Source organism: Streptomyces sp. NPDC008121 (assembly GCF_042957155.1).
In the GTDB taxonomy this organism is placed as follows: Bacteria; Actinomycetota; Actinomycetes; order Streptomycetales; family Streptomycetaceae; genus Streptomyces.
In genome coordinates this window covers 154514-180818 of record NZ_JBIBHT010000005.1, presented here as the reverse complement: position 1 = coordinate 180818, position 26305 = coordinate 154514, and the positions used below count along the sequence as shown (strand labels likewise).

25 protein-coding genes are annotated in these 26305 nt (G+C 73.8%); 15 read left to right on the top strand and 10 right to left on the bottom strand.

Going from position 1 to position 26305, the window contains the following annotated elements:
- The first annotated feature begins 61 nt into the window (after positions 1-61).
- Entirely contained in the window at positions 62-670 is a 609-nt protein-coding gene (gene coaE / locus ACFZBD_RS18420) for a dephospho-CoA kinase (RefSeq protein ID WP_391140631.1), read from the top strand.
- A 193-nt stretch (positions 671-863) separates the two neighbouring features.
- The gene (locus ACFZBD_RS18415; protein WP_376445837.1) at positions 864-1232 is read left to right on the top strand and encodes a tetratricopeptide repeat protein; all 369 of its coding nucleotides are present in this window, start codon (positions 864-866) and stop codon (positions 1230-1232) included.
- A gap of 48 nt (positions 1233-1280) precedes the next feature.
- Here ACFZBD_RS18415 and ACFZBD_RS18410 read toward each other — a convergent pair whose 3' ends face one another.
- On the bottom strand, positions 1281-1589 hold the full coding sequence (locus ACFZBD_RS18410) for a DUF6343 family protein (protein WP_391140630.1): 309 nt from the start codon (positions 1587-1589) through the stop codon (positions 1281-1283).
- 223 nt (positions 1590-1812) lie between these two features.
- Between ACFZBD_RS18410 and ACFZBD_RS18405 the strand changes: the two genes are divergently transcribed.
- Together ACFZBD_RS18405 and ACFZBD_RS18400 are read left to right on the top strand one after the other, a co-directional pair.
- The gene (locus tag ACFZBD_RS18405; protein ID WP_391140629.1) at positions 1813-2508 is read left to right on the top strand and encodes a methyltransferase domain-containing protein; all 696 of its coding nucleotides are present in this window, start codon (positions 1813-1815) and stop codon (positions 2506-2508) included.
- A gap of 112 nt (positions 2509-2620) precedes the next feature.
- A complete protein-coding gene (locus tag ACFZBD_RS18400; RefSeq protein WP_391140628.1) occupies positions 2621-3088 on the top strand; it encodes a DoxX family protein in 468 nt (155 codons plus the stop codon).
- A 33-nt stretch (positions 3089-3121) separates the two neighbouring features.
- Here ACFZBD_RS18400 and ACFZBD_RS18395 read toward each other — a convergent pair whose 3' ends face one another.
- Positions 3122-3457, bottom strand: coding sequence for a hypothetical protein (locus tag ACFZBD_RS18395; protein ID WP_391140627.1), 336 nt, complete (start codon positions 3455-3457; stop codon positions 3122-3124).
- A 198-nt stretch (positions 3458-3655) separates the two neighbouring features.
- Between ACFZBD_RS18395 and ACFZBD_RS18390 the strand changes: the two genes are divergently transcribed.
- From ACFZBD_RS18390 to ACFZBD_RS18380, 3 genes are all read left to right on the top strand, one after another.
- On the top strand, positions 3656-6505 hold the full coding sequence (locus ACFZBD_RS18390) for an SNF2-related protein (protein WP_391140626.1): 2850 nt from the start codon (positions 3656-3658) through the stop codon (positions 6503-6505).
- Complete coding sequence (locus tag ACFZBD_RS18385; protein ID WP_391140625.1) at positions 6502-7791, top strand: SWIM zinc finger family protein; 1290 nt, start codon at positions 6502-6504, stop codon at positions 7789-7791. The genes ACFZBD_RS18390 and ACFZBD_RS18385 overlap by 4 nt, the downstream gene beginning before the upstream one ends.
- A 233-nt stretch (positions 7792-8024) precedes the next feature.
- Complete coding sequence (locus tag ACFZBD_RS18380; RefSeq protein ID WP_391140624.1) at positions 8025-8771, top strand: chaplin family protein; 747 nt, start codon at positions 8025-8027, stop codon at positions 8769-8771.
- 143 nt (positions 8772-8914) lie between these two features.
- On the opposite strand, the gene ACFZBD_RS18375 is transcribed toward ACFZBD_RS18380, so the two are convergent.
- Positions 8915-9574 (bottom strand): DUF2293 domain-containing protein, encoded by a 660-nt coding sequence (locus tag ACFZBD_RS18375; RefSeq protein ID WP_391140623.1) that lies wholly within the window; start codon positions 9572-9574, stop codon positions 8915-8917.
- 155 nt (positions 9575-9729) lie between these two features.
- On the opposite strand from ACFZBD_RS18375, the gene ACFZBD_RS18370 reads away from it, so the two are divergent.
- Positions 9730-10464, top strand: coding sequence for a hypothetical protein (locus ACFZBD_RS18370; protein ID WP_391140622.1), 735 nt, complete (start codon positions 9730-9732; stop codon positions 10462-10464).
- Positions 10465-10846: 382 nt separating this feature from the next.
- Here the strand turns inward: ACFZBD_RS18370 and ACFZBD_RS18365 are convergent, their stop codons facing one another.
- Complete coding sequence (locus tag ACFZBD_RS18365; RefSeq protein ID WP_391140621.1) at positions 10847-12058, bottom strand: aminotransferase class I/II-fold pyridoxal phosphate-dependent enzyme; 1212 nt, start codon at positions 12056-12058, stop codon at positions 10847-10849.
- Between the two features lie 83 nt (positions 12059-12141).
- Here ACFZBD_RS18365 and ACFZBD_RS18360 point away from each other — a divergent pair, with 83 nt between their 5' ends.
- Together ACFZBD_RS18360 and ACFZBD_RS18355 are read left to right on the top strand one after the other, a co-directional pair.
- Complete coding sequence (locus ACFZBD_RS18360) at positions 12142-12747, top strand: winged helix-turn-helix transcriptional regulator (protein ID WP_391140620.1); 606 nt, start codon at positions 12142-12144, stop codon at positions 12745-12747.
- Between the two features lie 5 nt (positions 12748-12752).
- A complete protein-coding gene (locus ACFZBD_RS18355) occupies positions 12753-13388 on the top strand; it encodes a uridine kinase (RefSeq protein WP_391140619.1) in 636 nt (211 codons plus the stop codon).
- A 54-nt stretch (positions 13389-13442) separates the two neighbouring features.
- Here the strand turns inward: ACFZBD_RS18355 and ACFZBD_RS18350 are convergent, their stop codons facing one another.
- From ACFZBD_RS18350 to ACFZBD_RS18335, 4 genes are read right to left on the bottom strand one after another with little or no spacing between them, the layout of a single operon-like run.
- Entirely contained in the window at positions 13443-14333 is an 891-nt protein-coding gene (locus ACFZBD_RS18350; RefSeq protein WP_391140618.1) for a PfkB family carbohydrate kinase, read from the bottom strand.
- Entirely contained in the window at positions 14330-15244 is a 915-nt protein-coding gene (locus tag ACFZBD_RS18345; protein ID WP_391140617.1) for a pseudouridine-5'-phosphate glycosidase, read from the bottom strand. Before ACFZBD_RS18345 ends, ACFZBD_RS18350 begins: the two co-directional genes overlap by 4 nt.
- A 49-nt stretch (positions 15245-15293) precedes the next feature.
- A complete protein-coding gene (locus ACFZBD_RS18340) occupies positions 15294-16490 on the bottom strand; it encodes a hypothetical protein (protein ID WP_391140616.1) in 1197 nt (398 codons plus the stop codon).
- Positions 16474-17412 (bottom strand): hypothetical protein, encoded by a 939-nt coding sequence (locus tag ACFZBD_RS18335; protein WP_391140615.1) that lies wholly within the window; start codon positions 17410-17412, stop codon positions 16474-16476. Before ACFZBD_RS18335 ends, ACFZBD_RS18340 begins: the two co-directional genes overlap by 17 nt.
- A gap of 130 nt (positions 17413-17542) precedes the next feature.
- Here ACFZBD_RS18335 and ACFZBD_RS18330 point away from each other — a divergent pair, with 130 nt between their 5' ends.
- Positions 17543-17899: a cupin domain-containing protein gene (locus tag ACFZBD_RS18330; RefSeq protein ID WP_391140614.1), complete on the top strand. Its 357-nt coding sequence runs from the start codon at positions 17543-17545 to the stop codon at positions 17897-17899.
- A gap of 134 nt (positions 17900-18033) precedes the next feature.
- On the opposite strand, the gene ACFZBD_RS18325 is transcribed toward ACFZBD_RS18330, so the two are convergent.
- Both ACFZBD_RS18325 and ACFZBD_RS18320 read right to left on the bottom strand, forming a co-directional pair.
- Positions 18034-19344, bottom strand: coding sequence for an MFS transporter (locus ACFZBD_RS18325; RefSeq protein ID WP_391140613.1), 1311 nt, complete (start codon positions 19342-19344; stop codon positions 18034-18036).
- 262 nt (positions 19345-19606) lie between these two features.
- Positions 19607-20140, bottom strand: coding sequence for a methylated-DNA--[protein]-cysteine S-methyltransferase (locus ACFZBD_RS18320; RefSeq protein ID WP_391140612.1), 534 nt, complete (start codon positions 20138-20140; stop codon positions 19607-19609).
- A 183-nt stretch (positions 20141-20323) separates the two neighbouring features.
- Between ACFZBD_RS18320 and ACFZBD_RS18315 the strand changes: the two genes are divergently transcribed.
- The 4 genes from ACFZBD_RS18315 to ACFZBD_RS18300 all read left to right on the top strand — a co-directional run bounded on the left by ACFZBD_RS18315 (position 20324) and on the right by ACFZBD_RS18300 (position 26233).
- Positions 20324-21238 (top strand): MHYT domain-containing protein, encoded by a 915-nt coding sequence (locus tag ACFZBD_RS18315; protein ID WP_391140611.1) that lies wholly within the window; start codon positions 20324-20326, stop codon positions 21236-21238.
- A 71-nt stretch (positions 21239-21309) separates the two neighbouring features.
- Positions 21310-23448 (top strand): excinuclease ABC subunit UvrB, encoded by a 2139-nt coding sequence (gene uvrB, locus ACFZBD_RS18310; protein WP_391140610.1) that lies wholly within the window; start codon positions 21310-21312, stop codon positions 23446-23448.
- A 152-nt stretch (positions 23449-23600) separates the two neighbouring features.
- The gene (locus tag ACFZBD_RS18305; protein WP_391140609.1) at positions 23601-24179 is read left to right on the top strand and encodes a TerD family protein; all 579 of its coding nucleotides are present in this window, start codon (positions 23601-23603) and stop codon (positions 24177-24179) included.
- A gap of 98 nt (positions 24180-24277) precedes the next feature.
- Positions 24278-26233: a TerD family protein gene (locus ACFZBD_RS18300; RefSeq protein ID WP_391140608.1), complete on the top strand. Its 1956-nt coding sequence runs from the start codon at positions 24278-24280 to the stop codon at positions 26231-26233.
- The last annotated feature ends 72 nt before the right edge of the window (positions 26234-26305 follow it).

Genomic DNA, 26305 nt, shown 5'->3' with positions numbered 1-26305 from the left:
GCGACAGCGGAATCCGGCCCCCGCCGGGCAGGGGCCGACCCGGGGTCCTAAGCTGCCGCTCATGCTGAAGGTGGGCCTGACCGGCGGTATCGGCGCCGGCAAGAGTGAAGTGTCGCGGCTGTTCGTCTCGTACGGCGCCGTGCTGATCGACGCCGACCGGATCGCCCGCGAGGTCGTCGAGCCCGGGACCCCCGGCCTCGCGGCCGTCGTGGAGACGTTCGGCCCCGGGATCCTCACGGACGAGGGCACCCTGGACCGGCCGAAGCTGGGGTCGATCGTCTTCGCCGACTCCGACCGGCTGGCCGCCCTCAACGCCATCGTCCACCCGCTCGTCGGGGCCCGCTCCGCAGAGCTGGAGGGGGAGGCAGGACCGGATGACGTGGTCGTCCACGATGTCCCCCTCCTCACCGAGAACGGGCTCGCCCCGCTGTACGACCTCGTCGTGGTCGTGGACGCGTCCCCCGAGACCCAGCTCGACCGGCTCGTACGCCTGCGAGGCATGGCCGAGCCCGAGGCGCGGGCCCGGATGTCCGCCCAGGCCACCCGTGCCCAGCGGCGGGCCGTCGCGGATCTCATCATCGACAACGACGGCCCGCTGGAGGCGCTCGAACCGCAGGTCCGGAAGGTCTGGGCCGAACTCGTCCGGCGAGCCGCGGCCGACGAACACTAGGCCCGGGTTCGAAAGTCCGCCCGGCCGGGCCCGGCAAGGGGTGTGCGGCCGGCCGCAGGGGGCCGGGACCGATCGGTGGCGGCCCCGGGTGGGTAAGGATCGCGCGAGGCGCGGCGGTCGGATCGTCATGCGATACGGAATACCGCCGCCGTGCCCGATGTTGAACCGCCGGAGCAAGGGGAAGGATGTCACCGTGGCCGAGAGGAACCCGGAAACCCACGTCATCGACTTTCGCGCCGCCGAGCAGCTGCTCGCCGCGCGCGACCCCCGCGGTGCCGTGAAGCTGCTCGACTCGGTGATCGCCGCCCATCCCGAGAACACCGCCGCGCGCCTGTTGCGGGCCCGTGCCTTCTTCGCCGCCGCGCAACTGCGGCCCGCGGAGCTCGAATTCGAACTGGTCCTGGAGCGGGAGCCCGACAACGCCTTCGCGCACTTCGCGCTGGCCCGCACCTTCCAGCGCTCGGGCCGCCCCGACCAGGCCACCCGTCACTTCCGGCTCGCGGCCGCCCTCGACCCGAAGCCGGAGTACCTCCAGGCCGCCCGCTTCGGCACCGAGGACTGAGCGCGGCGGCCCTGCCCCTCTCCCCGCGGTACGCGCCGGGTTGCCCGGTCAGCGCCGCGTGTCGCCGTGGTCACGGCGCGGAGCGCTCCGCGGCCGCGGGCCGCCGTGATCCGGTTCGTACGGCGGGACGTCGCGCCCCGGCTGCCAGTGCGGGCCCTGCCGGATATGGCGTACGACCATCACCAGGTCGATGAGGACCACCAGAAAGAGCACCCCGCAGGCGACGGCCCATCCGGGCCGCCCGACCAGGGCGAACGCCGCCGTTCCGAAGCCCGCCCAGAGCAGACCCCACAGGCTCAGCCAGAACCGCATCCGCAGCGGACTGCGCGCGGTCGACGGCTCACTTCCGGTGCGCATGACGGTCGCACCTCCCGTCGAGAGGCGGTACGTCTACTGACGGTCTACCCGCCACAGGCTCCTGTGAACGGGCCGGGGCGGGAGAGGCCGGGCGGGCCGCACGCGAGGGCCGGGCGGCCCCTCGTACGTCGTTCGTTCACTCGTACGAGCGATATCCGGTCTCATGCGCCCGTCGGGGGAACGCCGGTCCGCGGCGCCCCGTTCTCCGGGCATGAGGGGACCGATGCGTGAAGGACATCAAGGAACGGGAGCCGGGGCGATCACCCCGGACGGATGTGCCGTCGAGCTGTACCGCCGGCTCGCGGTCGGGAACGAACCGGACGTGATCGCGGCGGCCGTGCCGCACGGCGCGACCCTGCTCGAACTGGGCTGCGGAGCGGGGCGGGTGACGAGCCCGCTCGTCGAACGGGGCTTCGCGGTCACCGCGGTCGACGAGTCGGCGGAGATGCTGGACGCCGTCCGCGAGCGGGTGCCGGGGGTGGAGACCGCGCTCGGCCCCATCGAGGCGCTGGACCTCGGCAGACGGTTCGACGTGGTGATGCTCGCGTCGTACCTCGTCCACACGGCCGATCACGGTGTGCGGCAGGCGCTCCTGGAGACCTGCAGACGCCACGTGAAGGACGACGGGTGTGTGCTGATCCAGCGCGAGGGCGAGAACTGGCACCGCGAAGTCCCGCGCGAGCGGACCGACGCCGCCGGCTGCACGGTACGGATCGTGTCGGCCCGGCCGGTCGGCGACGGCGTCAACTCGGTCCTGGCCGAGTACCTCTTCCCGGACGCCCGCTGGACCCAGACGTTCCTGTCCCGACCGCTCGCCGCGGAGGACTTCGAGCGGTATCTGGGCGAGGCCGGACTCGTCGTCGACGCGACCCTGACGGACGACGGCACATGGGTGCGGGCGCGCCCCAAGTCGCCTTGAGGAAACAGTGATTCGGACGCCGGGAGAGCGATGAGTTCCCGGCGTCCGGACCGTCTACCTCTGTGACAGCGCACGCGAGAGCGGACGCGACGCCGACACGAGGAGACGCACCATGACCACCACCCCGACCGCCGCCGCCACCGCGACCACGGACGCCGCCACGACCCCCGACACCCACGCGGTCCGACGCCCCGGACGCCGCCTCGACCTCACCGTGCGAGCGCTGCAGATCCTTCTCGCGCTCGCCTTCGCCATCCCCAGCGCCGCGCCGAAGCTCGTCGGACACTGGTCCGCCGCCGAGTCCTTCGACGCCATCGGCTGGGGCGACTGGCTGATGTACACGGTCGGCGCGCTGGAACTGGCCGGAGCGATCGCGCTGGTGATCCCGATCCTGTCGAGCGCCTCGGCGATCGCGCTCACGGGCCTGATGGCCGGGGCGTTCGTCACGCAGCTGACCGTCTTCGACGGCGAGTACGCGCTGACGCCGCTCCTCTTCGCCGTGCCCCTCGTCGCGATCGCCTGGACGCGCCGCCGGCACAACGCGGAACTGCTCGCCCTGGTCCTCCGCCGCCGCGCCTGAGGCGGGCGGCCCGGCGGACCCGCCGGGCCATGCCTAGTGGACGAGGCTGTAGCTCCGCCAGGGCAGGGCGCCGGGGACGATCGAGTCCCCCGAGCGGGAGGCGACGTAGACGCCGTTCCCGCCCCGGCAGCGGGGCGTCGTGTACATGATGATGTCGACGAGCGAGCGGTTCTCGATCCTCGTCGCACCGGCCGGCGCGAGCCGGTGACAGCCCTTGACCGAGGGGCTCGTCACGGAGACCACGACCTCGTTCGAGGTCTCGTACGTGATCGTCCCGACCGCCGAGCGGCCGAGGCCGGAGCAGCCCGCGACGGCGAGAGTCAGGAGCGCGGCCCCGGCGGCGGTGCCGAGACGCCGGTGAACGGACATGGCGGATCCTCGTCTGTCGGGCGAAGGCGGCAGACCCGGTCCGCAGCCTGTTCCACGTCACCATGCCCCCTGTCGGAGCGGCTGTCACACGCTGTTGGGCCGCCCGGGCGAAGCGGCGGGGGAGGTCGTTGTCAGACCCCACCCGTAAGGTCGGAAGTCCAGTCGGAATCCGAGCCGGAACGGGAGGTGACCAGCGCCGTGACCCACACCCTGCACACGTACGCCGCCGTCTTCCTCCCGGCCGCCCTGCCCCGCGAGGGCCGCGTCGCCTTCTGGGCGCCCGACGGCGGCGCCCTGCCCGACCTCCCGGCCCCGGAGCCGTCCGGGGCGTCCCCGGCGGGCTCGCTCACCGTCGTGCGCCGCCACGGCGCCGGTGCCCGCGGACGCACGGTGCCCGCCCTGATCCTGCCCGTCGCCGAGGCGCTGCCCCATCTGGTCGCGGCCCGACGGCACCCGGGCGCCCACCCGGCCACCGCCTGCTGGGGCGCCGCCGCTCTGCACGCCCTGCACCTCACGGCGCGGGGTCGGCTGCTGCCCGGTCTGACCGCCGACGACCTCGACGCCTGGCGGGCGGGGCCGCTGGACGCCGACGACATCGCCCATCTGCGGGCGGTCGCCGCCGCCATGCCGTACGAAGCCCACGCCGTGCCCGTCCCCGGCCGCGGCCCGCTCCGGGTACCCGAGCCCGAGGCGCTGGTGCGGGCCTTCCTCGACGCCGTCGCCGACACCCTGCCTCGCACCCCCGCCGCGGCCCACGCGGCGGGTGCGCCGTTCGCCGCGCGCGAGCCCCAGCACCTGCCCCGCGCGCGGGCCTGGGCGGCCGAGGCGGCGGCCGGCATGGACGCCGACGTCCGCGTCTCCCTCCGCCTCGACCTCGCGGGGTACGAACTGTTCGACATCGCCGAGGAAGGCGGCGACGAACGGCACGCCGCAGCGGCCCTCCTCCAGGTGCACAGCCTCGCCGACCCGACCCTCGTCATCGACGCCGCCGCACTCTGGGAGGGTGAGGGCGACGAGCACTTCGGCCCGCGCGCCCGGATCGACGCCCTCCTCGCCGTGCGCCGGGCGGCCCGCGTCTGGACACCGCTCGGCAGGCTCTTGGAGCGCGACGTGCCCGACGTGCTTGCGCTGACCGAGGACGAGCTGTACGAACTTCTCGGCCCCGCGGCCGCCCGCCTCGCCGATGCCGGCGTCGCCGTCCACTGGCCCCGCGAGCTGGCCCGCTCGCTCAGCGCCGCCGCCGTCGTCCGGCCGGCGATGTCCGCCCCCGGCTCCGCCACCGACGGCACGGCCTTCTTCGACAGCGAGGAACTCCTCCGCTTCAACTGGCAGCTCGCCCTGGACGGCGACCCGCTCAGCGAGCGCGAGATGGACGCCCTGGCCGAATCCCACCGGCCCATCGTGCGCCTGCGCGACCAGTGGGTCGTCGTCGACCCCGACCTCGTCCGCAAGGCCCGCAAGCGGGAACTCGGTCTGCTGGAGCCCGTCGACGCCCTCGCCGTCGCCCTCAGCGGCACCGCGGAGGTGGACGGCGAGACCGTCCCCGCCGTCCCCGTCGGCGCGCTCGCGACCCTGCGGGACCGGCTCACCGCCGGCCCCGAGGCCGCCGACCCGCCCCCGGGGCTCGACGCCACCCTGCGCGACTACCAGCTGCGGGGCCTGGCCTGGCTCGACCTGATGACCTCGCTCGGCCTCGGCGGCTGCCTCGCCGACGACATGGGCCTCGGCAAGACCGTCACCCTGATCGCCCTCCACCTGCGCCGGGCCCGCCGCGCGCCCACCCTCGTCGTCTGTCCCGCCTCCCTGCTCGGCAACTGGCAGCGGGAGGTCGAGCGGTTCGCCCCCGGGGTGCCGGTGCGCCGCTTTCACGGCGCCGACCGCTCCCTGGACGGCGTCGACGGCGGCTTCGTCCTCACCACCTACGGCACCCTGCGTACCAGCGCCGCCCATCTCGCCGAGCACGACTGGGGCATGGTCGTCGCCGACGAGGCCCAGCACGTGAAGAACCCGTTCTCCGCGACCGCCAAGGCCCTGCGCACGATTCCCTCACCGGCCAGGGTCGCCCTCACCGGCACCCCCGTGGAGAACAACCTCTCCGAGCTGTGGGCCCTCCTCGACTGGACCACCCCCGGACTCCTCGGCCCCCTCAAGGCCTTCCGCTCCCGCCACGCCCGCGCCGTGGAGAACAGCGAGGAGATCGAGAACGACGAGGCCGTCGAGCGGCTCGCCCGACTGGTCCGGCCCTTCCTGCTGCGCCGCCGCAAGTCCGACCCGGGCATCGTCCCCGAGCTGCCGCCCAAGACCGAGTCCGACCACCCCGTTCCCCTCACCCGCGAGCAGGCCTCGCTCTACGAAGCGGTGGTACGGGAGACGATGGCCCGGATCGAGGAGGCCGAGGGGATCGCGCGCCGCGGACTCGTCATGAAGCTCCTCACCTCCCTCAAGCAGATCTGCAACCACCCCGCGCAGTACCTCAAGGAGCAGAGCCCGAAGGGCGGCGGCACGGCCCGGCTCGCCGGCCGGTCGGGAAAGCTCGCCCTGCTCGACGAACTCCTCGACACGATCCTCACCGAGGACGGCTCCGTCCTGGTCTTCACCCAGTACGTCTCCATGGCCCGGCTCCTCGCCGACCACCTGGCCGCCCGCGCGATCCCGGCCCAGCTGCTGCACGGCGGAACGCCCGTCGCCGAACGCGAGCGGATGGTCGACCGCTTCCAGTCCGGCGAGGTGCCCGTCTTCCTCCTCTCCCTGAAGGCCGCGGGCACCGGACTCAACCTGACCAGGGCCGGTCATGTCGTCCACTTCGACCGCTGGTGGAACCCGGCGGTCGAGGAGCAGGCCACCGACCGGGCGTACCGCATCGGACAGACCCAGCCGGTCCAGGTCCACCGGCTCATCGCCGAAGGCACCGTCGAGGACCGCATCGCCGAGATGCTCCGCGCCAAGCAGGCCCTCGCCGACGCCGTCCTCGGCTCCGGCGAGGCGGCCCTGACCGAACTGACCGACCGTGAACTGGCGGACCTGGTCTCGCTGAGGAGGCCGTCATGACTCCCCGTCCGGCCCCGGGCGGCCGCCCCGGTCTCCCGCGCCACGACGACCGTCGTCGTACGTTCCCCCAGCTCGCCCCCCGGGAGGCACCGGACGGTCGGTTCGCCGCCACCTGGTGGGGCAACGCCTGGGTGGACGCCCTGGAGGACACCGCCCTCGACGCGGCGCGCCTCGCCCGCGGTCAGGCGTACGCGCGGCGCGGACATGTCGACGCCATCACGGTCACCCCGGGCCGGGTCGTCGCCTACGTCCACGGCAGCCGACCCCGCCCGTACCGCTCGGAGATCCGGCTGCGCACCCTCGGCGACGACGACTGGGAGCGGTTCCTCGACAAGGCGGCCGCCCGGCCGGACCACATCGCCGCCCTGCTCGACAAGGACGTCCCGCACGCCCTGGAGGCCGTCACCGGTCTGCTGCCCGCCCCCGGCGACCTGATCCCCGACTGCTCCTGCCCCGACGACGGCTTCCCCTGCAAGCACGCCGCCGCCCTCTGCTACCAAGCAGCGCGCCTGCTCGACGAGGACCCCTTCGTCCTCTTCCTGATGCGCGGCCGCGGCGAACAGGAGATTCTCGCCGCCCTGACCCGGCGTAACGCGGCCCGCTCCGCCGCCGAGACCAGCGCCGCCGCGCCCGCCCTGGCGACCGTCCCCGCCCGCGCGGTCCTCGCCCCGACCGCCGACGACACCGTGCCCCGGCCGCTGCCGCCGCTGCCCCCGCCGCTGCCCGCCCCCGCACAGCCGGGCCGCCCGCCCGTCCACCCGCCGGACCCGGACGCCCCCGACCCCCTCGCGCTCGACCTGCTCGCCTCGGAGGCCGCCGTCCGCGCCCACGCGTTCCTGATGACGGGCCACGACCCCGTCGCCGCCCTCACCCCCTGGCAGGACGCCGTCCGGCTCGCCGCCGCGCACCCCGGCTCCGGGCTCACCGCGTCGACCCGGGCGCTCTACCGCGACCTGGCGTACGCGCTCGACCGGACCCCCACCGACCTGGCGCGCGCGGTCGCCGCCTGGCGCCAGGGCGGACTAGCCGGCCTCCTGGTCCTCGAGGAGCCCTGGGACCCGCCCGCCGGCCCCTTCGACCGGGCCCGCCCCGCCCTGCTCGCCGCCGACCAGCCCGCCTTCCGGCCCTGGCGGAACCGCCTGTCGACGCGCTCCCTCCAGCTCCGTTTCGGCCGGGACGGGCTCTGGTACGGCTACGAATCGGACGCCGACCGCGAGGACTGGTGGCCCCGCGGCACCCCCGACCCCGACCCGGTCGGCGCCCTGACCGACCTGCTGGGCCAGTGACGCCGGGCGCACCGGCGGCCCGGTCCGACCGCACCCGGCGAGGGTGGGCCCGGGCCCCCTCCGCAGGTCAGGGAGAAGCACAGGGGGAAGCGGCCAGGAAGGCTGCCCACGAACGTTCGAGTCATACCCACTCGAAGGAGTGAAAGAGCCCTTCGGCCTGATCCGAGCGGGGTGGAATCGCGTTAATTGCGGTACGGGCGAATGCTCGTCTACACCTCCGGAAGGCAGGAACCATGAGGCAGATTCGCCGTAGTGGACTGGCCACACTGATGGTCACGGGTGGCGCGCTCGCGCTCTCCGCCGGCGCCGCGCACGCCGACTCCGGTGCCCAGGGCGCCGCGGTCGGTTCGCCGGGCGCGGTCTCCGGCAACACCGTGCAGCTGCCGGTGCACGCCCCCGTCAACGTCTGCGGCAACACCGTCAACGTCGTCGGACTGCTCAACCCCTCGTTCGGCAACAGCTGCGCGAACCACGACGGCCCGACCGGCGGCCAGGGCTCCAGCGACCGTGGCGGCGAGGGCGGGAAGCACAAGGACCTGCCCGCCACCCCGCGCGGCGGCAGCGCGTCCAGCGGCAACGGCGGGGGAGCCACGGCCGAGGGCGTCGCCGCCAACTCGCCCGGCGTCCTCTCCGGCAACGGCATCCAGCTGCCGGTCGACCTGCCGGTGAACGTCAGCGGCAACTCCGTCAACGTCGTCGGCATCGGCAACCCGGCCTTCGGGAACACCTCGGTCAACGGCCCCTCGAATCCGGAGGGCCCGGGCGTGGAGCCGAAGCCGACGGAGCCCCGGAACATTCCGCCGCTGCCCAGCACGGACACCGACGAGCCGGCCCCGGCCCCCGCGCCGCGGACCAGCTCCGTCTCGCTGGCCAGCACGGGCTCGGACCTGGTCGGTTACGCCGCCCCGGCGAGCGCCGCCCTGCTGCTCGGTGGCGCGCTGCTCTACCGCCGCTCCCGCCGCGCGGGCACGGACGTCTGAGGACGGGACAGACTTCCCGCCCCGCGCCCGGCAGGTCCGGCCGCCGGACCGGCCCCCGGCCAGACCGACCGGCCCGGGCGCACCGGCGGGCGGACCGAGGGGACAGGGACCGTCGCCACGATCCGTAGGACGGTCCTGAACCCTCACGCACGACGCCAGGCCCGGAGCACCGCCTCGATGGCGGGCGCGACCCTCGCCCGGGCCTGGTGGCGGGGAACGCCCCGCATGAGCAGCGCGTCGTACGCGGTGTCGACATGCCGTACGGACGCCCGCACCGCGGCCGTGACCGCGTCCCGGTCCAGCGCCCGCCCCGCCGCCGTGCGCCCCACCCGGCCGCTGCCCTTCTGCGAGGCGTGGGCCGCGATCTCCGCGGCCCGTTCCCCGGGGCAGCGCGGGAACAGCCGCAGGATCTCGGCCTCCAGCTCCGCCGTGACCCGCGCGTCCCGCTCCGCACGCCGGACCGCGTCCCTCGCCCGCCGACGCGCCCTCGCCTCCGCGTCCGCCAGGCAGGCCTCCTCGGCCCGCGCCAGCGCGTCCGCCTCGACGAGCAGCCCCTGACGTTCGTACCGGGTCCGGCGCCGGTTGTGCCGTACCACCACCGCCCACAGCGCACTGCCCTCGCGGGCCCGCCGGGTGAGCGCCGTGTCACCGCGCCCGAGGAAGACCAGATGCCCGAGGTCGGCGCAGTCGAGGCAGACCGGGGCGTGGAATTCGACGATCATCCGTCGCAGCGGCCCCTGTTGGCACTCGGAGCAGCGCCGGCGCTTGAGGGGCTCGACGACGACGGGGGCGACCAGATCCATGTCGGGCTCCTCAGCGGCAGTGCGTGGCCACCACGCCCGGCAGGGTGCCGACCACGGCGATCAGGGCCGTCTCCATGACAGGTCGCTCCTCGGAAGCTCAACTGGCCTGATAAATCGTTCGATTCGCAGTCGGTCGCACGGTTAGGGTCCGTGACGTGGCAACGAAACTCAATCAGATCATCGCAGTGGAGAAGGGCGTCAAGTCCCGGGCGCACCAGGACCTGACGGCGGCGCACCACGGGCTGCAGAAGCCCGCGCTGCTCGCCGGCATCTCCCGGACGTACCAGGCGAAGGACGAGGAGGGCGAGCAGCTTCCGCCGGAGTCCACGCTGGTGCAGGTGAAGGCGGAGGACGTGCTGCGCGACACCGCGCGGGCGCTCACCCGGCTGTTCGATGTGACCGCCACCAAGGACTGGGCCAACTGCGAGGCGCGCGCCGACATCACGGTCGACGGGCGCGTCCTGGTGGGCCGGGTGCCCGTCGCGTACCTGCTCTTCCTGGAGAAGCAGCTGACGGACATCAACACCTTCGTGCGCAAGCTGCCCGTCCTGGACGCCGCCGAGTCCTGGGTGCAGGACCCGTCGACCGACGCGTGGAAGACCGAGGTCGTCCGCACTGTCCGGACGAAGAAGGTCCCGCGCAACCACGTCAAGGCGGAGGCGACGGAGAAGCACCCGGCGCAGGTCGAGGTGTACTACGAGGACATCCCGGTCGGGTACTGGAGCACGGTGAAGTTCTCCGGGGCGCTGCCGGCCCGCAGGGTGAACGAACTCCTGGAGCGGGTCGAGAAGCTCCAGCAGGCGGTCAAGTTCGCCCGCGAGGAGGCGAACGGCGCCGAGGTCACCGACCAGCGGGTCGGCGACGCCGTCTTCGGCTACCTCTTCGGGTAGCCGGGACGGACCACAGACTCCCCGGCCACAGAACACGGCCGGGGCGCGCGAGGAGCGCGAAGCTGAAGATGAGGCTTGTCGTGAATCCGCGGCCCTCCTGACGAGGGCCGTGATCAGACTCAGACTATTGCTCCAGACTCAGCATGCGCCGCTCATCGCCGGATCGACCGGGCCCGGGCCCTGGTGCGTCGAAATGCCAGTTCGAATCTGGTCCGCCGAGCTCCGATCGGCGGTGGTCCAATGGCAGGACGCGACGCAATGACGACTGACCCGGGTCCTCAAGCGTGCCGGCGTGTGATGTGAGCGGCATCGACAGGGTCCGGGGGCAGGCTACGCCCTCGGACCCGCTCCCGTTTCCGGGCGCGGGCCCCGCTCCGGCCGCCTACTGGCGGTAGCCGCTCAGGAAGCGGCCGATGCGGCTGATCGCCGCGTCCAGGTCGTCGGCGTACGGCAGGGTCAGGATGCGGAAGTGATCCGGACGCGGCCAGTTGAAGCCGGTGCCCTGGACGACCTGGATCTTCTCGCGCAGCAGCAGGTCGAGGACGAACTTCTCGTCGTCGTGGATCCGGTGCACCTTCGGGTCGAGACGCGGGAAGGCGTAGAGCGCGCCCTTCGGCTTCACGCAGGACACCCCCGGGATCTCGTTCAGCTTCTCCCACGCCGTGTCGCGCTGTTCGAGCAGCCTGCCGCCGGGGCCGGTCAGCTCCCGGATCGACTGCCGTCCGCCGAGCGCGGCCTGGATGGCGTACTGCGCGGGGGCGTTGGGGCACAGCCGCATGGAGGCCAGCATCATCAGGCCCTCCAGATAGCTCTTCGCGTGCTGCCGAGGGCCGCTGACGACCAGCCAGCCGGAGCGGAAGCCGGCGACACGGTACGTCTTGGAGAGCCCGGAGAAGGTGAGGACGACGAGGTCGGGGGCGAGGGCGGCGGCGGTGTGGTGGACGGCGTCGTCGTAGACGATCTGGTCGTAGATCTCGTCGGCGAAGACCATCAGCTGGTGGCGGCGGGCGAGGTCGAGGACGCCCTCGACGATCTCGCGCGGATACACGGCGCCGGTGGGGTTGTTGGGGTTGATGAGCACGACCGCCTTGGTGCGGTCGGTGATCTTCGCGGCCATGTCGTCGAGGTCCGGGTACCAGTCGGCCGACTCGTCGCAGAGGTAGTGCACCGCCTTGCCGCCCGCGAGGGTGGTCACCGCCGTCCACAGGGGGAAGTCGGGGGCGGGGATCAGCACCTCGTCGCCGTCCTCCAGGAGCGCCTGGACGGCCATGGAGACCAGCTCCGAGACGCCGTTGCCGAGGAAGACGTCGTCCACGTCGACGTCGGGCAGGCCGAGGGCCTGGTAGCGCTGGGCGACGGCGCGGCGGGCGGAGAGGATCCCGCGGGAATCGGTGTAGCCGTGGGCCTTCGGGAGCATCCGGATCATGTCCTGGACGATCTCCTCCGGAGCCTCGAAGCCGAAGAGCGCCGGGTTGCCGGTGTTGAGCCGCAGGACGCTGTGGCCCGCCTCCTCCAGGGCGTTGGCGTGCTCGATGACCGGTCCGCGGATCTCGTAACAGACCTCGCTCAACTTGCTCGACTGCCGGAACTCCATGTGACGACCTCCCCAGAGTGCTGATGCTTGGTTTTACCAAGTTCGAGCTTGGAAAGTCCAACAACTTGTCTAGACTGCGTCGCATGCCACGTCGCCGAAGCTATGACCAGTACTGCGCCGCCGCCCGTGCCCTCGACGCCGTCGGTGACCGGTGGACGCTGCTGATCGTCCGTGAACTCCTCGCGGGGCCGCGCCGCTACACCGACCTGCACGCCGATCTCCCCGGCGTCAGTACGGACATGCTCGCCGGGCGCCTCAAGGAGATGGAGGGCGCCGGACTCGTCACCCGCCGCCGTCTGCCGCCTCCCGTCGCGGCCCACGTGTACGAACTCACCGACCGGGGCAGCGCCTTGCTGCCGGTCCTGCGGGCCCTGGCCGAGTGGGGAGCCCCCGCACTGGACGAGCCGCGGCCGACCGATGCCGTACGGGCGCACTGGTTCGCGATCCCCCTGCTGAGTGCCCTCCAGGACCGGGGCGCGGGGGTGGTGCAGGTGACCCTCGACGAGGGGCCGTTCCACGTGCGGACCGGGGAGGACGCGAGCGTGGAGTACGGCGACGGCCCGGCGGAGGGCGCCGTCGCGCACCTGCGGACCGACCTGGCGACCTGCCGGGCCCTCGCGGCCGGGGAACTGACGCTGGCGGACGCGGTCGTGGCGGGCCGGGCCGCGGTGGACGAACCGTCACCATGAGCTCCGTGCGATGGGAACCGATCACCTGGGAACGGCTGGCCGACGCTCTGGCCGAACACCTCGACGGGACCACCCCCGGCGGCGGTGGCGACCGGCTCACGGTGGGCATCGACGGCGCTCCCGCCGCGCCCACCGGAGACACCGCCGCATCGATCGCCACCGCGCTGCGGTTGCGGGGCCGCTCCGTGCTGGTGGTGGGCACCGGCGGGTTCCTGCGGCCGGCGTCGCTGCGGTACGAGTACGGCAAGCGGGACGCCGACGCGTACTACAGCGGCTGGTTCGACACGGGAGCGCTGTGGCGCGAGGTCTTCGGGCCGCTGGAGGCCGGCGGCAGCGGACGGGTGCTCCCCGATCTGTGGGACCCGGCCACCGACCGGGCGACCCGCAGCCCCTACGTCACCCTGCCGCCCGGAGGGGTACTGCTGCTGCACGGCCCCTTCCTGCTCGGGCACTGGTTCCCCTTCGACCTGACCGTGCACCTGCGCCTGTCCGCGGCCGCCCTCGCGCGCCGCAGCGAGGAACGCTGGACCCTGCCCGCCTTCGCACGCTACGAGCAGGAGGTGGGCCCCGCGGACGCAGCCGACGTCGTCGTCCGCACCGACGACCCGCGCCACCCCGCCTGGACGGGCCTCCCGGCATAAGCCGTGTCCGGGAACGCCTGTTCCCGGCTCCCGAGCCACAGCCGCCCCACGGGGTCAGGGGCCCGCGGGGCGCCCGCCCACCGAGACCACCGCCCGGGCGCCCGCACGGCATCCGGCCTCCGCCGCCTTCGCCGCGTCCGCGCCCGAGAGCCGTGCCGCGAGGAAGGCCCCGGTGAAGGCGTCTCCCGCGCCCGTGGAGTCCACCGGCCGCGCCGCCGGCGCCGCGACCCGCGCCGTCACCGCCCCCGACTCGGCGACGAGAGCGCCCTGCGCGCCCGACGTGACCGCCACCAGCGGAAAGGCGCGGCTCAACGCCACCGCGGCCTCGGCCGGCCCGGGGCACCCGGTCAGCAGCCGGGCCTCGTCGGCGTTGGGGAACAGCATGTCCACGCCCGCCGCCTCCCTCAGGAAGCGGTCCGTCCCCAGCTCCGCCAGGAACCCCGCCGACGCCGGGTCCACGCTCACCGTGACCCCCGCCTCCCGCGCGTCGCGCAGCGCCCGCCGCACGGCCGCCCGGCTCGGCTCGGAGAAGAAGAGATACCCGGACAGATGGAGATGGGCGGCCCCGTCGAGGAACGCGGGCGACCAGTCGTCGGGCGACAGCCGCAGGGCCGCCCCGCTGTCGGTCAGGAACGTGCGCTCGGCGCTCGCGTCGACCAGCGCTATCACCGTGGCCGTGGCGGCCTCCGCGTCCCTGACCAGCAGCGGGCGCACACCCGCCGACACCAGCGCCCGCTCGTGCCAGTCGGCCGCGTCGGTCCCGACCCGCCCGAGCAGCCGTACGTCCGCGCAGCCCGCGCGCGCCGCCCAGCAGGCGACATTGGCGCCCGCCCCGCCCGGAAGCGTGCGGATCCGGGCCGCCGTGTCGGTCGCGGCCGCGAGGGGAGCACCGTGCCGGGCGACCACGTCGGTGACCACGTCCCCGACGACCAGCAGGCCCCTCACGCGCCCGCTTCGGCGTACGCCGTCGCGATCCGGGCGGCCAGCCGGACGTTCCCGCGCACGGCCGCGAGGTTGGCCTCCAGGGACGCCCCGCCCGTGTGCACCGTCAGGTACTCGAGCAGGAACGGCGTCACCGCCTGCCCCGTGATCCCCTTCGCCCGTGCCTCGGCGAGGCCCCCCGCCAGCACCCGGTCGTGCAGGGCGGGATCCAACTGGTCCTCCACCGGCACCGGATGGGCCACGATCAGCGCGGCGGACGGCTCGCCCAGCGCGTCCTGGGCCCGTATCACCCCCGCCACCTCACCCGGCGTCCGCAGCGTCCAGTCCACCGGCTCGCCCGAGGAGGCCAGATAGAAGCCGGGGAAGTGCTCCGTGCCGTACCCGACGACCGTCACGCCCAGGGTCTCCAGACGCTGGAGCGTCGCCGGGACGTCGAGGATCGACTTGACGCCGGCGCAGACCACCGCGATCCCCACCCGCGAGAGCAGCCGCAGATCGGCCGACTCGTCCTGTGTCTCGCTCCACTCCCGGTGCACGCCCCCGAGCCCGCCGGTCGCGAAGACGCGTATGCCCGCGGAGTGCGCCAGCCAGGCGGTGCCGGAGACGGTCGTCGCCCCGGTCGCCCCGGTCGCCAGGGCCGGCGCCAGATCGCGGTGCCCCAGCTTCCGCACCTCCGGGTCCTCCGCGATCCGGGTCAACCCCTCCTCGTCCAGGCCGACTCGGGCCACGCCGTCGATCACGGCGATGGTGGCGGGCACGGCTCCGCCCTCGCGCACCAACGCCTCCAACTCCCGCGCCACGGCGAAATTCCGCGGCCGCGGCAGGCCGTGGGCGATGATCGTGGACTCGAGCGCGACGACGGGACGGCCCTCGTGGAGCGCTTCCCGTACCTCTTCGGACACGTGTGTGGACATGTCCCATCTCTGGCGCGGCGGCGACCCCGTCAAACCTCGGTGGCGGCCCTCAGCCACAGCCCGGCAGCGGCGGCAGCCGGCCGGCGTCCACCACCTGGATCACCGACCGGGAGCCGCGCGCCTTGGCGTCGCCCACGGTGTACGCGACGGCCAGCGAGCCGCCCCCGGCCTGCGCGTATCCGTACGCGGGAGTGATCCGCGCGTACGCGCCCGCGGCCAGGTCCAGTGCGTAGGAGGTCTCCGGGGTGCGCCAGGTGACCAGGCGGCCGCCGATCCGGAGCTGGTCCATGCCGTCGACGGCCGGTGACCCGCTCACCACGGCCACCGGCTCCGGATCTCCCGTACGCCACACCATGAGCCGGGGCTCGCTCTCGCCCGCCACCCAGGCCCAGGTGCGGCCGTCGGAGACGACGGACCGGATGTCGCGGAGCGCGGCGAGGGGAGCGGGCAGGGCGGCCGGGCGGCCGTCCTTCAGGGAGACGGCGGCCAGCCGGGTTCCGGAACCGGCCGCCTCGCGCCACACCAGCAGCTCGCCGGCGGCGAACGGCGTGTCCGGCACGCCCGTCCGCAGAGGGCGCGGGGCCCCGCCCGCCGCCGCGGCCGCGTACACGGTGGCCTTTCCGCCGCCCACGCCCTGCGCCCAGTGGACCGTGCCGCCGAGGAGGACGGGCCGGGGAAGAGGGCCCGGGCGGTCGGCGCGGGCCACGCGCCTCGCCTTGCCGGTGCCGGCGTCCCAGACGTACAGGCTCCACGGGCTGTCGAGGGTCCGCCCCTCCAGGACGGCGAACGCCGCCCACCGGACGCCGTCGAAGTCGGCGGCGAGCAGCTGGTGTTCGACGGGGTCGGCGAAGGCGAGGAGGGTGCGGGGCGCCGCGCCGTGCCGGACCAGGACGGCGCGCCGCTGCCCGGCGCCGGTGAGCTGGACGGCGGTCCAGCCCGGCCCGGCGTCGGAGAGGACCGCCCGCTCGGCGGCCGGGGCGCGCAGCTCGCCCGCGCCGAAGGCGGCGCGCCAGGCGGCGGGCAGCCCCACCTCGCAGGCGGCGGCGGGAACGGCCGCCCGTGCCGTCGGCCGCCCGGGCGGGGGAGCGGTGGGCCGGGGAAGCGCGGACGGGGTCCGTCCGCGATCCGGTACGGGGGCGGGGGCGGGCCCCGCCGGCGAGCATCCCGTCACCAGGACGCCCGCCGACAGGAGGCCCGCCAGCAGCAGGGCCGGAGGCGCCGTGCGGCCCCTACCAGACGTACCCACGGCCGCCCATGATGGTGGTGAGGGTGTCGGAGGAGATGCGCGCCGACCTGGGCACCGTCCCGGCCCACGAGATCACGCTCGTGCTCACCCCGCCGACCGGGTCCAGGTAGTTGACCTGGGCGGCCTCGGTGTCGGTGTCGTAGCCGTCGATCGCCACCCAGTGGAAGATCTCGACGTTCGGGTGCCCGACGAGGTGGGGGCCGCCCGGCACCTCCCACGCGTTGCCGGCGACGGCGTAGTCGTTGTCGGTGTCGAAGGCGATGTGCTGCCGGAAGTTCGCCTTGTCGGTGGCGGTCGGCGTGTAGGGCAGCGCCTTGGGGACGTACCCGGCGCCGGGCAGCCGGTGGTTGAGCGCGTCCGCCATCGGGTAGCCGGTCGGGGCCGCGACGTTGATGTCGATGCCGTACCAGGCGGTGCCGCTGGTGGTGGTCCGCAGGAGGGTGGCCGCGTCCTGCTGCGAGCGGCCCGCGACCCCGTCGTGGGCGGACTGGGCGATCACGAGGGTGGCCGGGCCGCACCAGTAGGAAGTGCGCTGCGGCTGGTGGAGGCCGCCGGACAGTTTGAAGCCGGCGCGCGTGCTCCCCGGCCGGGTCCCGGTCCAGGCCCGCCCCCAGGACCTCTCGTACGCTCTCGCCTCCGCCTCCGCCTGCTTGGCGGCGCTCAGTCTCCACTGGTCGGGGGTGAGGTACTGCGGGCCGAGGGTGTCGTGCGCCTCCTTGTACGCGGCGCCCGGGGCCTCGGGGTGCTCGGCGCTCTGGGGGGTCGCCGGGGCGGCGGGGGCGGGCAGGGCGGTGTCCGGCGCCGGGTCGGCGGCGGCCCGGGGCACGGCGAAGGCGGAGGGAGCGGTCGCGGCCGCCGCGGTCGCGAGGAGCGCGGCGGCGGTCAGGGCGAGGCTGCGGTGGAGGAAGGTGGAGGCCGGCATCGGCACTCTCCTGTCAGAGGTGGGGGGAGCCTGACGGAAGGAAGGGCGGAAGCGGGGGCGGGGGGACGCCACGGGATCGCACGGGTGCCGCCCGTCGCCGGTCGGCGGGCCCCGGCTACAGTCACCGCCCATGACGACACATGATCACCCCTCTTTCGCCGTTCACATCGCCGACACGGACTTGGAGCCCGAGCCGCTCGATCCCGGCCAGATCGTCTCGGGTACGCCCGAGGTGACCGGCAAGGTCCTGTGGGAGTCCGCGGACGGCAAGCAGGTGCGGGGCATCTGGCAGATCACGCCCGGGGTGGTGACGGACACGGAGGCCAATGAACTCTTCGTCGTGGTCAGCGGACGCGCCACCGTCGCCGTCGAGGGCGGGGACGTCCTGGAGATCGGGGCGGGGGACGCCTGCGTGCTGCGCGAGGGGGACCGGACCACCTGGACGGTCCACGAGACGCTGCGCAAGGCGTACCACATCAGCCTCTGAGCCCGCGGAGGAGAGGGATTCCGGGAGGAGAAGGATCCGGGAGGGGCGCCAGGGGCCTCAGGCGCTTCGGGCCCCGGCGGTCTCAGGCGCCCCCCGGCCCCCCGGCGGCCTCAGGCGCCCCGGGCCCGGTGGCTTCAGGCCTTCAGGGCCCCCGGCCGGACCGCTCCCCGTACCGCCAGGGCGGCCATCGGCAGCAGCAGACACGCCCCCACCACGTTCAGCCAGCCGTAGCCGGCCTGCGCGACGATCAGGCCCGCCACCAGGCCGCCGATGCCCGCCGCCGTGTTCATGGTGGCGTCGGACAGGCCCTGGACCGCCGCCCTGGCCGCCTGGGGCACCGAGTCCGTCAGCAGCGCCGACCCCGAGACCAGCCCTGCCGACCAGCCGAGGCCCAGCACGAAGAGGCCCAGGGCGGTCTGTCCGTGGCTCGCCCCCGCCGTACCGGCCAGCAGCGCGGCCACCGCCAGCAGGCCGACCGCGAGGCCGATCACCGTCAGCCGTCCCAGCCGGTCCGAGAGCCAGCCCATCACCGGCGAGAAGGCGTACATGCCGGCGATGTGGACGCTGATCACGAGACCGATCAGCTGGATGCCCGCCCCGTGGTGGCTCAGCGCCACCGGGGTCATCGACATGATCGAGACCATGGCGGTGTGCGAGGCGGCCACGGTCACCAGGGCGAGACGGGCCCGGGTCGACGCCCGCACGGCCCGCATCCCCGCCTTGAGGGAGCGGCCGGCGGCCGCCTCACCGTCCTCGGGACCGGCCAGGGCGCGGGCGGTGAGCAGCGGGTCGGGGCGGAGCAGCAGCGCGACCATGACCGCGGCGACGAGGAACACCCCGGCCGCCCAGACGAACGGGCCGGCCGTCGCCGGGATGCCGAACCCAGAGACGCTCTCCCCGGCCGGCGCCGCGACGTTCGGGCCGAGGACGGCGCCGATGGTGGTCGCCCACACCACCGTGGAGATGGCGCGGCCCCGGCGGTCCGCCTCCGCGAGGTCGGCGGCGGCGAACCGGGCCGCGAGGTTGGCCGAGGACCCGGCGCCGAAGCCGACCAGGCCCACCAGGAGCAGCGGGAAGCTGTCGAGGACCGCGCCGAGGACCACGACGCCGGCGCCGAGGGCGCCCATCAGGTAGGCGAACACCAGTCCTGACCGGCGGCCCCGGGAGGCCATGAGGGCGGCGAGCGGCATGGCGAGCAGGGCGGGGCCGGCCACGGTCGCCGTGGAGGCCAGACCGGACAGGGCCTCCGTGCCGCTGACGTCCTTGGCGAGCACCGCGGCGAGGGCGACACCGATGGCGATGCCGAGTCCGCCGAGGATCTGGCTGGCGATCAGGACGGCCTGGATCCGTCGGCGCAGGGCCGTCAGCTCGGGGCCTGCCGGGACGGGTATGGGCCGGGGCGGGACGGCTGCGGTGGCGTCAGGGGCGCCGGGTGTCTCGGTCACTTACGGGAGTGTGCCAGCCGGGCGGCGCCAGGGGAACGCCGTACACCCCGGGGCCTGGCCCTGGGGGTCCGGCCCCCTCGCCTCCCGGTGCCTGGCCCCGGGAAGTCCAGCCTCCGCACCCCGGCATCCCCCGGCCCCGCCGGTCCGGCACCCCACGGCGCCCGGCCCCCTCGCCTCCCGGTGCCTGGCCCCTGGAAGTCCAGCCGCCGCACCCCCGCAGCCCCCGGGGCCGCCGGTCCGGCACCCCGCGCCCCCCGCCCCCTCAGAACAGCGGCTCCGGCAGGACCCCCTCCAGGGCGAGCAGTCTCCGTTTCGTCTCCAGGCCGCCACCGAAGCCGCCGAGGCCGCCGTCGCTCTCCACCACCCGGTGGCACGGCACGACGAGCGGCAGCGGATTGGAGCCCATCGCCGCCCCGACCGCCTGGGCCGCGCCCGGCTGCCCCACCCGCTTCGCCAGGTCTCCGTACCCCACCACCGTCCCGTACGGCACCGAGTCCGCCAGCGCGCGCAGCACCTGCCGGTTGAATCCGGCCGTCAGCGTCCAGTCCAGCGGTATGTCGAAGCGGTGCAGATCACCGGAGAAGTACTCCGCGAGCCGGCGTATAGGCTCGGCGAGCCGGCCCGTGCCGCTCTCCACCGGAGCGGCTCCCAGCTGCCCGGCGAGCCGGTCGAGCGCCCGCTCCCGCACCGTCTCGTCGGCATGGAAGACCACGCTCACCAGGCCGCGATCGGTCGCGGCCAGCAACAGCGGGCCGATGGAGCCTTCGACGACCGCCCATTCCACCGTGGTGTCCATGCCGCCCACGGTACGACCCGGCACTGACAACACGGTCGGGCATCACGCCGGCCCCACGCGTACCAATTCCCGGACCGCGTGGTCGTGTGGCCGCCCGCGCGCCATAATCTCGCCCCGTAGTACTACTCAGCGGTACCGACTGTTTTCGGACGACGTTGCGCCACGGGTGGAGGACTCACGCTCATGCAGGGCACGGTCGACGGATTCAGCTACGGCCTGGTCACGCCGGTGGCCGCCTACCTCATGGCCTGCCTCGGCGGCGCCCTCGGGCTGCGCTGCACCACCAGATCGCTGCGCAACCGGGAGAGCTTCAAGGCCGGCTGGCTGGTCCTGGGCGCCACCTCGATCGGCACCGGCATCTGGACGATGCACTTCATCGCCATGATGGGCTTCTCGGTCCGGCAGGTCCCCATCGGCTACGACCGGCCGCTGACCTTCGCCAGTCTCGGCGTCGCCGTCCTCATGGTCGGCATCGGCATCTTCATCGTCGGGTACCGCGGCGCCACGCGCCTCACCCTGGTCACCGGCGGCACGATCACCGGCCTCGGCATCGCCACCATGCACTACCTCGGCATGGCGGGCATGCGGCTCCACGGGCGCATCGAGTACGACACCCCCACCGTCGCCCTCTCCGTGGTCATCGCGGTCGTGGCGGCCACCGCCGCCCTCTGGGCCGCCGTCTCGGTGCACGGCTTCCTGGCCAGCCTGGGGGCCAGCATGGTGATGGGCCTCGCGGTCAGCGGCATGCATTACACCGCCATGGCGGCGGTCCACGTCAACCTGTACGCCGAGGGCACCTCGCCGGTCGTCGGCGACTCCGCCACCTCCCTGCTGCTGCCGATGCTGATCGGCCCCGGGGTCTTCCTCCTCCTGGCGGCGGTCGTCGTGATGTTCGACCCGCTGCTCGTCATGGGGGAGCCGGACTGGCAGCGCCCCGCCTCCCAGGGCGGCCCCCGGCCCGGCGTGCCCGCGCCGCGCCGCCCGGCCGCCTACGGCGAGCCCGCCAACTGGGCGGCCAAGCCGCCGTCGGGCCGGGGGGCGCGCCGGGGCGGCCGCGGCGGCACCCAGCGCGGCGTCCACCGCTCCCAGGACTGGTGACCGGGCCGCCGTCGCCCGGCCCGCGCCCCGTTCACCGCCCGACTGTCAGTGGGGGGTCGTACGGTGGTTGCATGCGGCCCGTTTCCCAGATCGAACGTACGGTGGCGCCTTTCGAGGTCGTCAGTCCCTACCAGCCCAGCGGCGACCAGCCGACGGCCATCGCCGACCTCGACCGGCGCGTCCGGGCCGGCGAGAAGGACGTCGTCCTGCTCGGTGCCACCGGCACCGGCAAGTCCGCGACCACCGCCTGGATGATCGAGAAGCTCCAGCGCCCCACGCTGGTGATGGCGCCGAACAAGACGCTGGCCGCCCAGCTGGCGAACGAGTTCCGCGAGCTCCTGCCGAACAACGCCGTCGAGTACTTCGTCTCGTACTACGACTACTACCAGCCCGAGGCGTACGTTCCGCAGTCGGACACCTACATCGAGAAGGACTCCTCGATCAACGAGGAGGTCGAACGGCTGCGCCACTCCGCGACGAACTCGCTGCTCACCCGCCGTGACGTCATCGTGGTCGCCTCCGTCTCCTGCATCTACGGCCTCGGTACGCCCCAGGAGTACGTCGACCGGATGGTTTCGCTCAAGGTGGGCGAGGAGATCGACCGGGACCAGCTGCTGCGCCGCTTCGTCGACATCCAGTACGCGCGCAACGACCTGGCGTTCACCCGCGGCACCTTCCGCGTCCGCGGCGACACCATCGAGATCTTCCCGGTCTACGAAGAGCTCGCCGTCCGCATCGAGATGTTCGGCGACGAGATCGAGGCCCTCTCCACGCTCCACCCGCTCACCGGCGAGGTCATCAGCGACGACCGCGAGCTGTACGTCTTCCCCGCCAGCCACTATGTGGCGGGTCCCGAGCGCATGGAGAAGGCGATCAACGGCATCGAGCGGGAGCTCGAGACCCGCCTCGCCGAGCTCGACAAGCAGGGCAAGATGCTGGAATCCCAGCGCCTGCGCATGCGCACCACGTACGACATCGAGATGATGCGCCAGATCGGCTCCTGCTCCGGCATCGAGAACTATTCGATGCACTTCGACGACCGCGAGCCGGGCTCCGCGCCCAACACCCTCCTCGACTACTTCCCCGAGGACTTCCTGCTCGTCATCGACGAGTCGCACGTCACCGTGCCGCAGATCGGCGCCATGTACGAGGGCGACGCCTCCCGCAAGCGGACCCTGGTCGACCACGGCTTCCGGCTCCCCTCGGCGCTCGACAACCGCCCGCTGAAGTGGGAGGAGTTCCAGGAGCGGATCGGCCAGACGGTCTACCTCTCCGCCACCCCCGGGGCGTACGAATTGTCGCGCGGCGACGGTTTCGTCGAGCAGATCATCCGCCCCACCGGCCTGGTCGACCCCGAGGTCGTCGTCAAGCCCACCGAGGGCCAGATCGACGACCTGGTCCACGAGATCCGGCTGCGCACCGAGAGGGACGAGCGCGTCCTCGTCACCACCCTCACCAAGAAGATGTCCGAGGACCTCACCGACTACTTCCTGGAGCTGGGCATCCAGGTCCGCTACCTCCACAGCGACGTCGACACCCTGCGCCGTATCGAGCTGCTGCGCGAGCTGCGGGCGGGTGAGTACGACGTCCTGGTCGGCATCAACCTGCTCCGGGAGGGCCTCGACCTGCCCGAGGTCTCCCTCGTCGCCATCCTCGACGCCGACAAGCAGGGCTTCCTGCGCTCGGGCACCTCCCTGATCCAGACCATCGGCCGCGCGGCGCGCAACGTCTCGGGCCAGGTCCACATGTACGCGGACACGATCACGCCCGCGATGGAGAAGGCCATCGACGAGACCAACCGGCGCCGCGAGAAGCAGATCGCGTACAACACCGCCCACGGCATCGACCCCCAGCCACTGCGCAAGAAGATCAACGACATCGTCGCCACGATCGCGCGCGAGGAGGTCGACACCGAGCAGCTGCTGGGCACCGGGTACCGCCAGGGCAAGGACGGCAAGAGCGCCAAGGCCCCCGTGCCCTCCCTCGCCGCCCACAGCGTCAAGGGCAAGGGCAAGGGCGGAAAGGCCGGTTCCACCCTCGAGCTGGGCGACCGGCCGGCCACCGAACTGGCGTCGATCATCGAGGAGATGACCGACCGGATGCGCGCCGCCGCGGCGGAGCTGCAGTTCGAGGTGGCGGCCCGGCTCCGTGACGAAGTAGGAGAGCTGAAGAAGGAGTTGCGCCAGATGAAGGAGGCGGGTCTCGCCTGACAGCGCCGCGCCCCGGACGCCGTCCGGTGTGTTGCAAGACCGACACAAAACCGGACGGCGGCTGCTGCGCCGTCCGCCCCCCTGCGTAGGGTGCTGCCAACCGCACGCACAGCAGAGACGGCCGCGGGGATCGCAACGAGAGGGGACAGCGCGTGACGGTCAACATGACCAAGGGTCAGGCCATCAGCCTGGAGAAGCAGGGCGGGGGCGCCCTTACCTCGGTACGGATGGGGCTCGGCTGGCAGGCGGCTCCGCGCCGCGGACTGTTCGGCTCGCGCACCCGGGAGGTCGACCTGGACGCCTCCGCGGTGCTCTTCGCGGACAAGCAGCCGGTGGACGTGGTCTTCTTCCGCCATCTGGTCAGCGACGACGGCTCGGTCCGTCACACCGGTGACAACCTGGTCGGGGGCGCCGGTCAGGGCGGCGACGACGAGTCGATCCTGGTCGACCTGCAGCGCGTCCCCGTCCACATCGACCAGATCGTCTTCACCGTGAACTCCTTCACCGGTCAGACGTTCCAGGAGGTCCAGAACGCCTTCTGCCGGATCGTCGACGAGACCAACGGCCAGGAGCTCGCGCGCTACACCCTGGACGGCGGCGGCCAGTACACCGCGCAGATCATGGCGAAGGTGCACCGGGCCGGCTCCGGCTGGCAGATGACCGCCCTGGGCAACCCGGCCAACGGCCGGACGTTCCAGGACCTGATGCCCGCGATCCTGCCGCATCTGTAGACGGCACCCGCAGGCGAACCCACAGCTCCCGGAGGCAGCAGGCCGCCGGGAGCTGTCCCACATGATCCACACGGAAAGACGCTGAGGGGACAGAGTCGATGACGGCCGAGCTGGTCCGCGGGCAGAACCACCCCCTGCCCCACACCCGACTGGAGGTCCGGGTGTCGGCCGGGCATCCGGTCGTCGCCGGAGCCACCCTCGGCGACGAGGGGGGCAGGGTGGCCGGCGTCGAGTGGATCGCCCATCCGGGATCGCCCTCGCTGCCCGGCATCGAGGTCTCGCAGCAGGCCGCCGCCGACCACCGCCTCGCCGTCGACCTCGAAGCGCTGCCGCACTCCGTCCATCGGGTCTCGGTCCTCCTGGCGCTGCCCGTCGGCGTCGGCGGGCCGTCCTGTTTCGGCGCCGTCGCCGCCCCCTTCGTGGCCGTCACCGGCCTCGACGGCGTCGAGATCGCCAGCTTCACCCTCACCGGCCTCGACCGGGAGTCCGCCGTCGTCGCCCTGGAGCTGTACCGCCGCCAGGGAGGCTGGAAGGTCCGCGCCGTCGGCCAGGGGTACGAAGGCGGCCTCGCGGCCATGCTCGGCGACCAGGGCGTGGAGCGGCCCGCGGAGCTCGCGGCGACCGTCCTGGACGCCGTCGCCCGGGGCATGGCCCGTTCCGTCTCCGCCCCGCCGCCGCGCGTCCCCGACACCGAGCGGGTACGCCACTCCTCGCCCGTGGCGGCCTCCGACGCGGCTCCGACGCTGCCGGTGACGCCCCCGCCGGCCACCACGCCCGCCCTGCCCGCCGACGCGCCCGTCACGCCCCCGGCCCCCGCCTCGGCCGCGGCCTCCGGCGCCCCGACCCCCGGCGGGGGCATCAGTTACGCCCACCCCCGCCGCCAGGCGGCCGCCCCCCAGCCTCAGCCGGCCCAGGCCCCGCCCGTTCCCGTCGCCGGGGACGCCTCCGGGTGGTCCATGGAGGAGCGGCTCTACAACCAGGTGTGGGGCATGTTCGAGGACCTCGCCCGCAGCACCGCCGCGTACCGCAGCGCCTGCGACTTCGCCGAGTCCCGCCTCGACCAGGAGCTCGACCGGGCCCTGTCCGACCCCCGCAGCCGGATCGGCGGTGCCGGGGACGCCGCCCGCGAGGCGGCCCGCTCCCGGCACGACGAGCTGACCGCCCGCGCCCAGGAGGCCCTGGACCGGGACCTCGACCAGCTGGCGGCGGAGGCCGAGGTCGTCGAACCTGCCCTGCCCACCGCCTTCGCTCGCTGGGACAACCCCGTCTGGCACGCCTACCGCGTCCCCATGGAGGTCCCGATGGCCGTGCGCCTGGGCGACCTCCACCTTCCCGAGCGCACCGGGCTGCGGATCCCCATGCTGGTCCGCCTCCCGCTGGAGCGCGGACTGTGGGTGGACAGCGGCCGCGGCCACTCCGAGGCGGCGAACCTGCTCGACGAGACGGAGCTGCGCCGCCTCGCGCTGGACACCGCCGTCGCGCACGCCGCCCGGCTGCTGGCCGTGTATCCCTCCGGCGAGTTCACCGTCCATGTCATCGACCCGGCCGGCGCGGGCGCCGCGTCCCTCGCCCCGCTCGCCGAGGCGGGGGTCCTCGCGAGCCCTCCGGCCGCCGGGGCCGCCGGGGTCGGCGCCGTCCTGGCCCGGCTCACCGAACGGGTCGACCTGGTCCAGATGGCCGTGCGGGCCGGTGCCCCCGACGCGCTGCCGCCCGGCGTGGACATCGCCGAGCAGCTGCTGATCGTCCACGACTTCCCGCACGGCTTCGACGACCGGGCGGTCACCCAGCTCCGCTACCTCGCCGACGAGGGCCCGTCCGTCGGCGTCCACCTGATGATGGTGGCGGACCGGGAGGAGGCCTCGGCGTACGGCCCCGTCCTCGATCCGTTGTGGCGCTCCCTGCTCCGGATCACCCCGGTGGCCGACGACCACCTCGCCGACCCGTGGGTCGGTCACGCGTGGACGTACGAGCCGCCGCGCATCCCGGACGGGAGCCATGTGCTCCGTACGGTCCTGGCACAGGTCGCCGAGGCCCGTCGCCAAGGGGGCCGCTGACCTGCCTCCTTGGGCTCTCTTTACCCTCTCCTTTACCTTTTCTTGGGTCTTCGGGTAGTCTTCATGGCGCGG

What these genes read in the sequence shown, in the direction of transcription:
- coaE (WP_391140631.1), top strand. Translation starts at nt 62, where the DNA reads ATGCTGAAGGTGGGCCTGACCGGCGGTATCGGCGCCGGCAAGAGTGAA.
- ACFZBD_RS18410 (WP_391140630.1), bottom strand. Translation starts at nt 1,589, where the DNA reads ATGCGCACCGGAAGTGAGCCGTCGACCGCGCGCAGTCCGCTGCGGATG.
- ACFZBD_RS18405 (WP_391140629.1), top strand. Translation starts at nt 1,813, where the DNA reads ATGCGTGAAGGACATCAAGGAACGGGAGCCGGGGCGATCACCCCGGAC.
- ACFZBD_RS18400 (WP_391140628.1), top strand. Translation starts at nt 2,621, where the DNA reads ATGACCACCACCCCGACCGCCGCCGCCACCGCGACCACGGACGCCGCC.
- ACFZBD_RS18395 (WP_391140627.1), bottom strand. Translation starts at nt 3,457, where the DNA reads ATGTCCGTTCACCGGCGTCTCGGCACCGCCGCCGGGGCCGCGCTCCTG.
- ACFZBD_RS18385 (WP_391140625.1), top strand. Translation starts at nt 6,502, where the DNA reads ATGACTCCCCGTCCGGCCCCGGGCGGCCGCCCCGGTCTCCCGCGCCAC.
- ACFZBD_RS18380 (WP_391140624.1), top strand. Translation starts at nt 8,025, where the DNA reads ATGAGGCAGATTCGCCGTAGTGGACTGGCCACACTGATGGTCACGGGT.
- ACFZBD_RS18375 (WP_391140623.1), bottom strand. Translation starts at nt 9,574, where the DNA reads ATGGATCTGGTCGCCCCCGTCGTCGTCGAGCCCCTCAAGCGCCGGCGC.
- ACFZBD_RS18365 (WP_391140621.1), bottom strand. Translation starts at nt 12,058, where the DNA reads ATGGAGTTCCGGCAGTCGAGCAAGTTGAGCGAGGTCTGTTACGAGATC.
- ACFZBD_RS18360 (WP_391140620.1), top strand. Translation starts at nt 12,142, where the DNA reads ATGCCACGTCGCCGAAGCTATGACCAGTACTGCGCCGCCGCCCGTGCC.
- ACFZBD_RS18345 (WP_391140617.1), bottom strand. Translation starts at nt 15,244, where the DNA reads ATGTCCACACACGTGTCCGAAGAGGTACGGGAAGCGCTCCACGAGGGC.
- ACFZBD_RS18335 (WP_391140615.1), bottom strand. Translation starts at nt 17,412, where the DNA reads ATGCCGGCCTCCACCTTCCTCCACCGCAGCCTCGCCCTGACCGCCGCC.
- ACFZBD_RS18330 (WP_391140614.1), top strand. Translation starts at nt 17,543, where the DNA reads ATGACGACACATGATCACCCCTCTTTCGCCGTTCACATCGCCGACACG.
- ACFZBD_RS18320 (WP_391140612.1), bottom strand. Translation starts at nt 20,140, where the DNA reads ATGGACACCACGGTGGAATGGGCGGTCGTCGAAGGCTCCATCGGCCCG.
- ACFZBD_RS18315 (WP_391140611.1), top strand. Translation starts at nt 20,324, where the DNA reads ATGCAGGGCACGGTCGACGGATTCAGCTACGGCCTGGTCACGCCGGTG.
- uvrB (WP_391140610.1), top strand. Translation starts at nt 21,310, where the DNA reads ATGCGGCCCGTTTCCCAGATCGAACGTACGGTGGCGCCTTTCGAGGTC.
- ACFZBD_RS18300 (WP_391140608.1), top strand. Translation starts at nt 24,278, where the DNA reads ATGACGGCCGAGCTGGTCCGCGGGCAGAACCACCCCCTGCCCCACACC.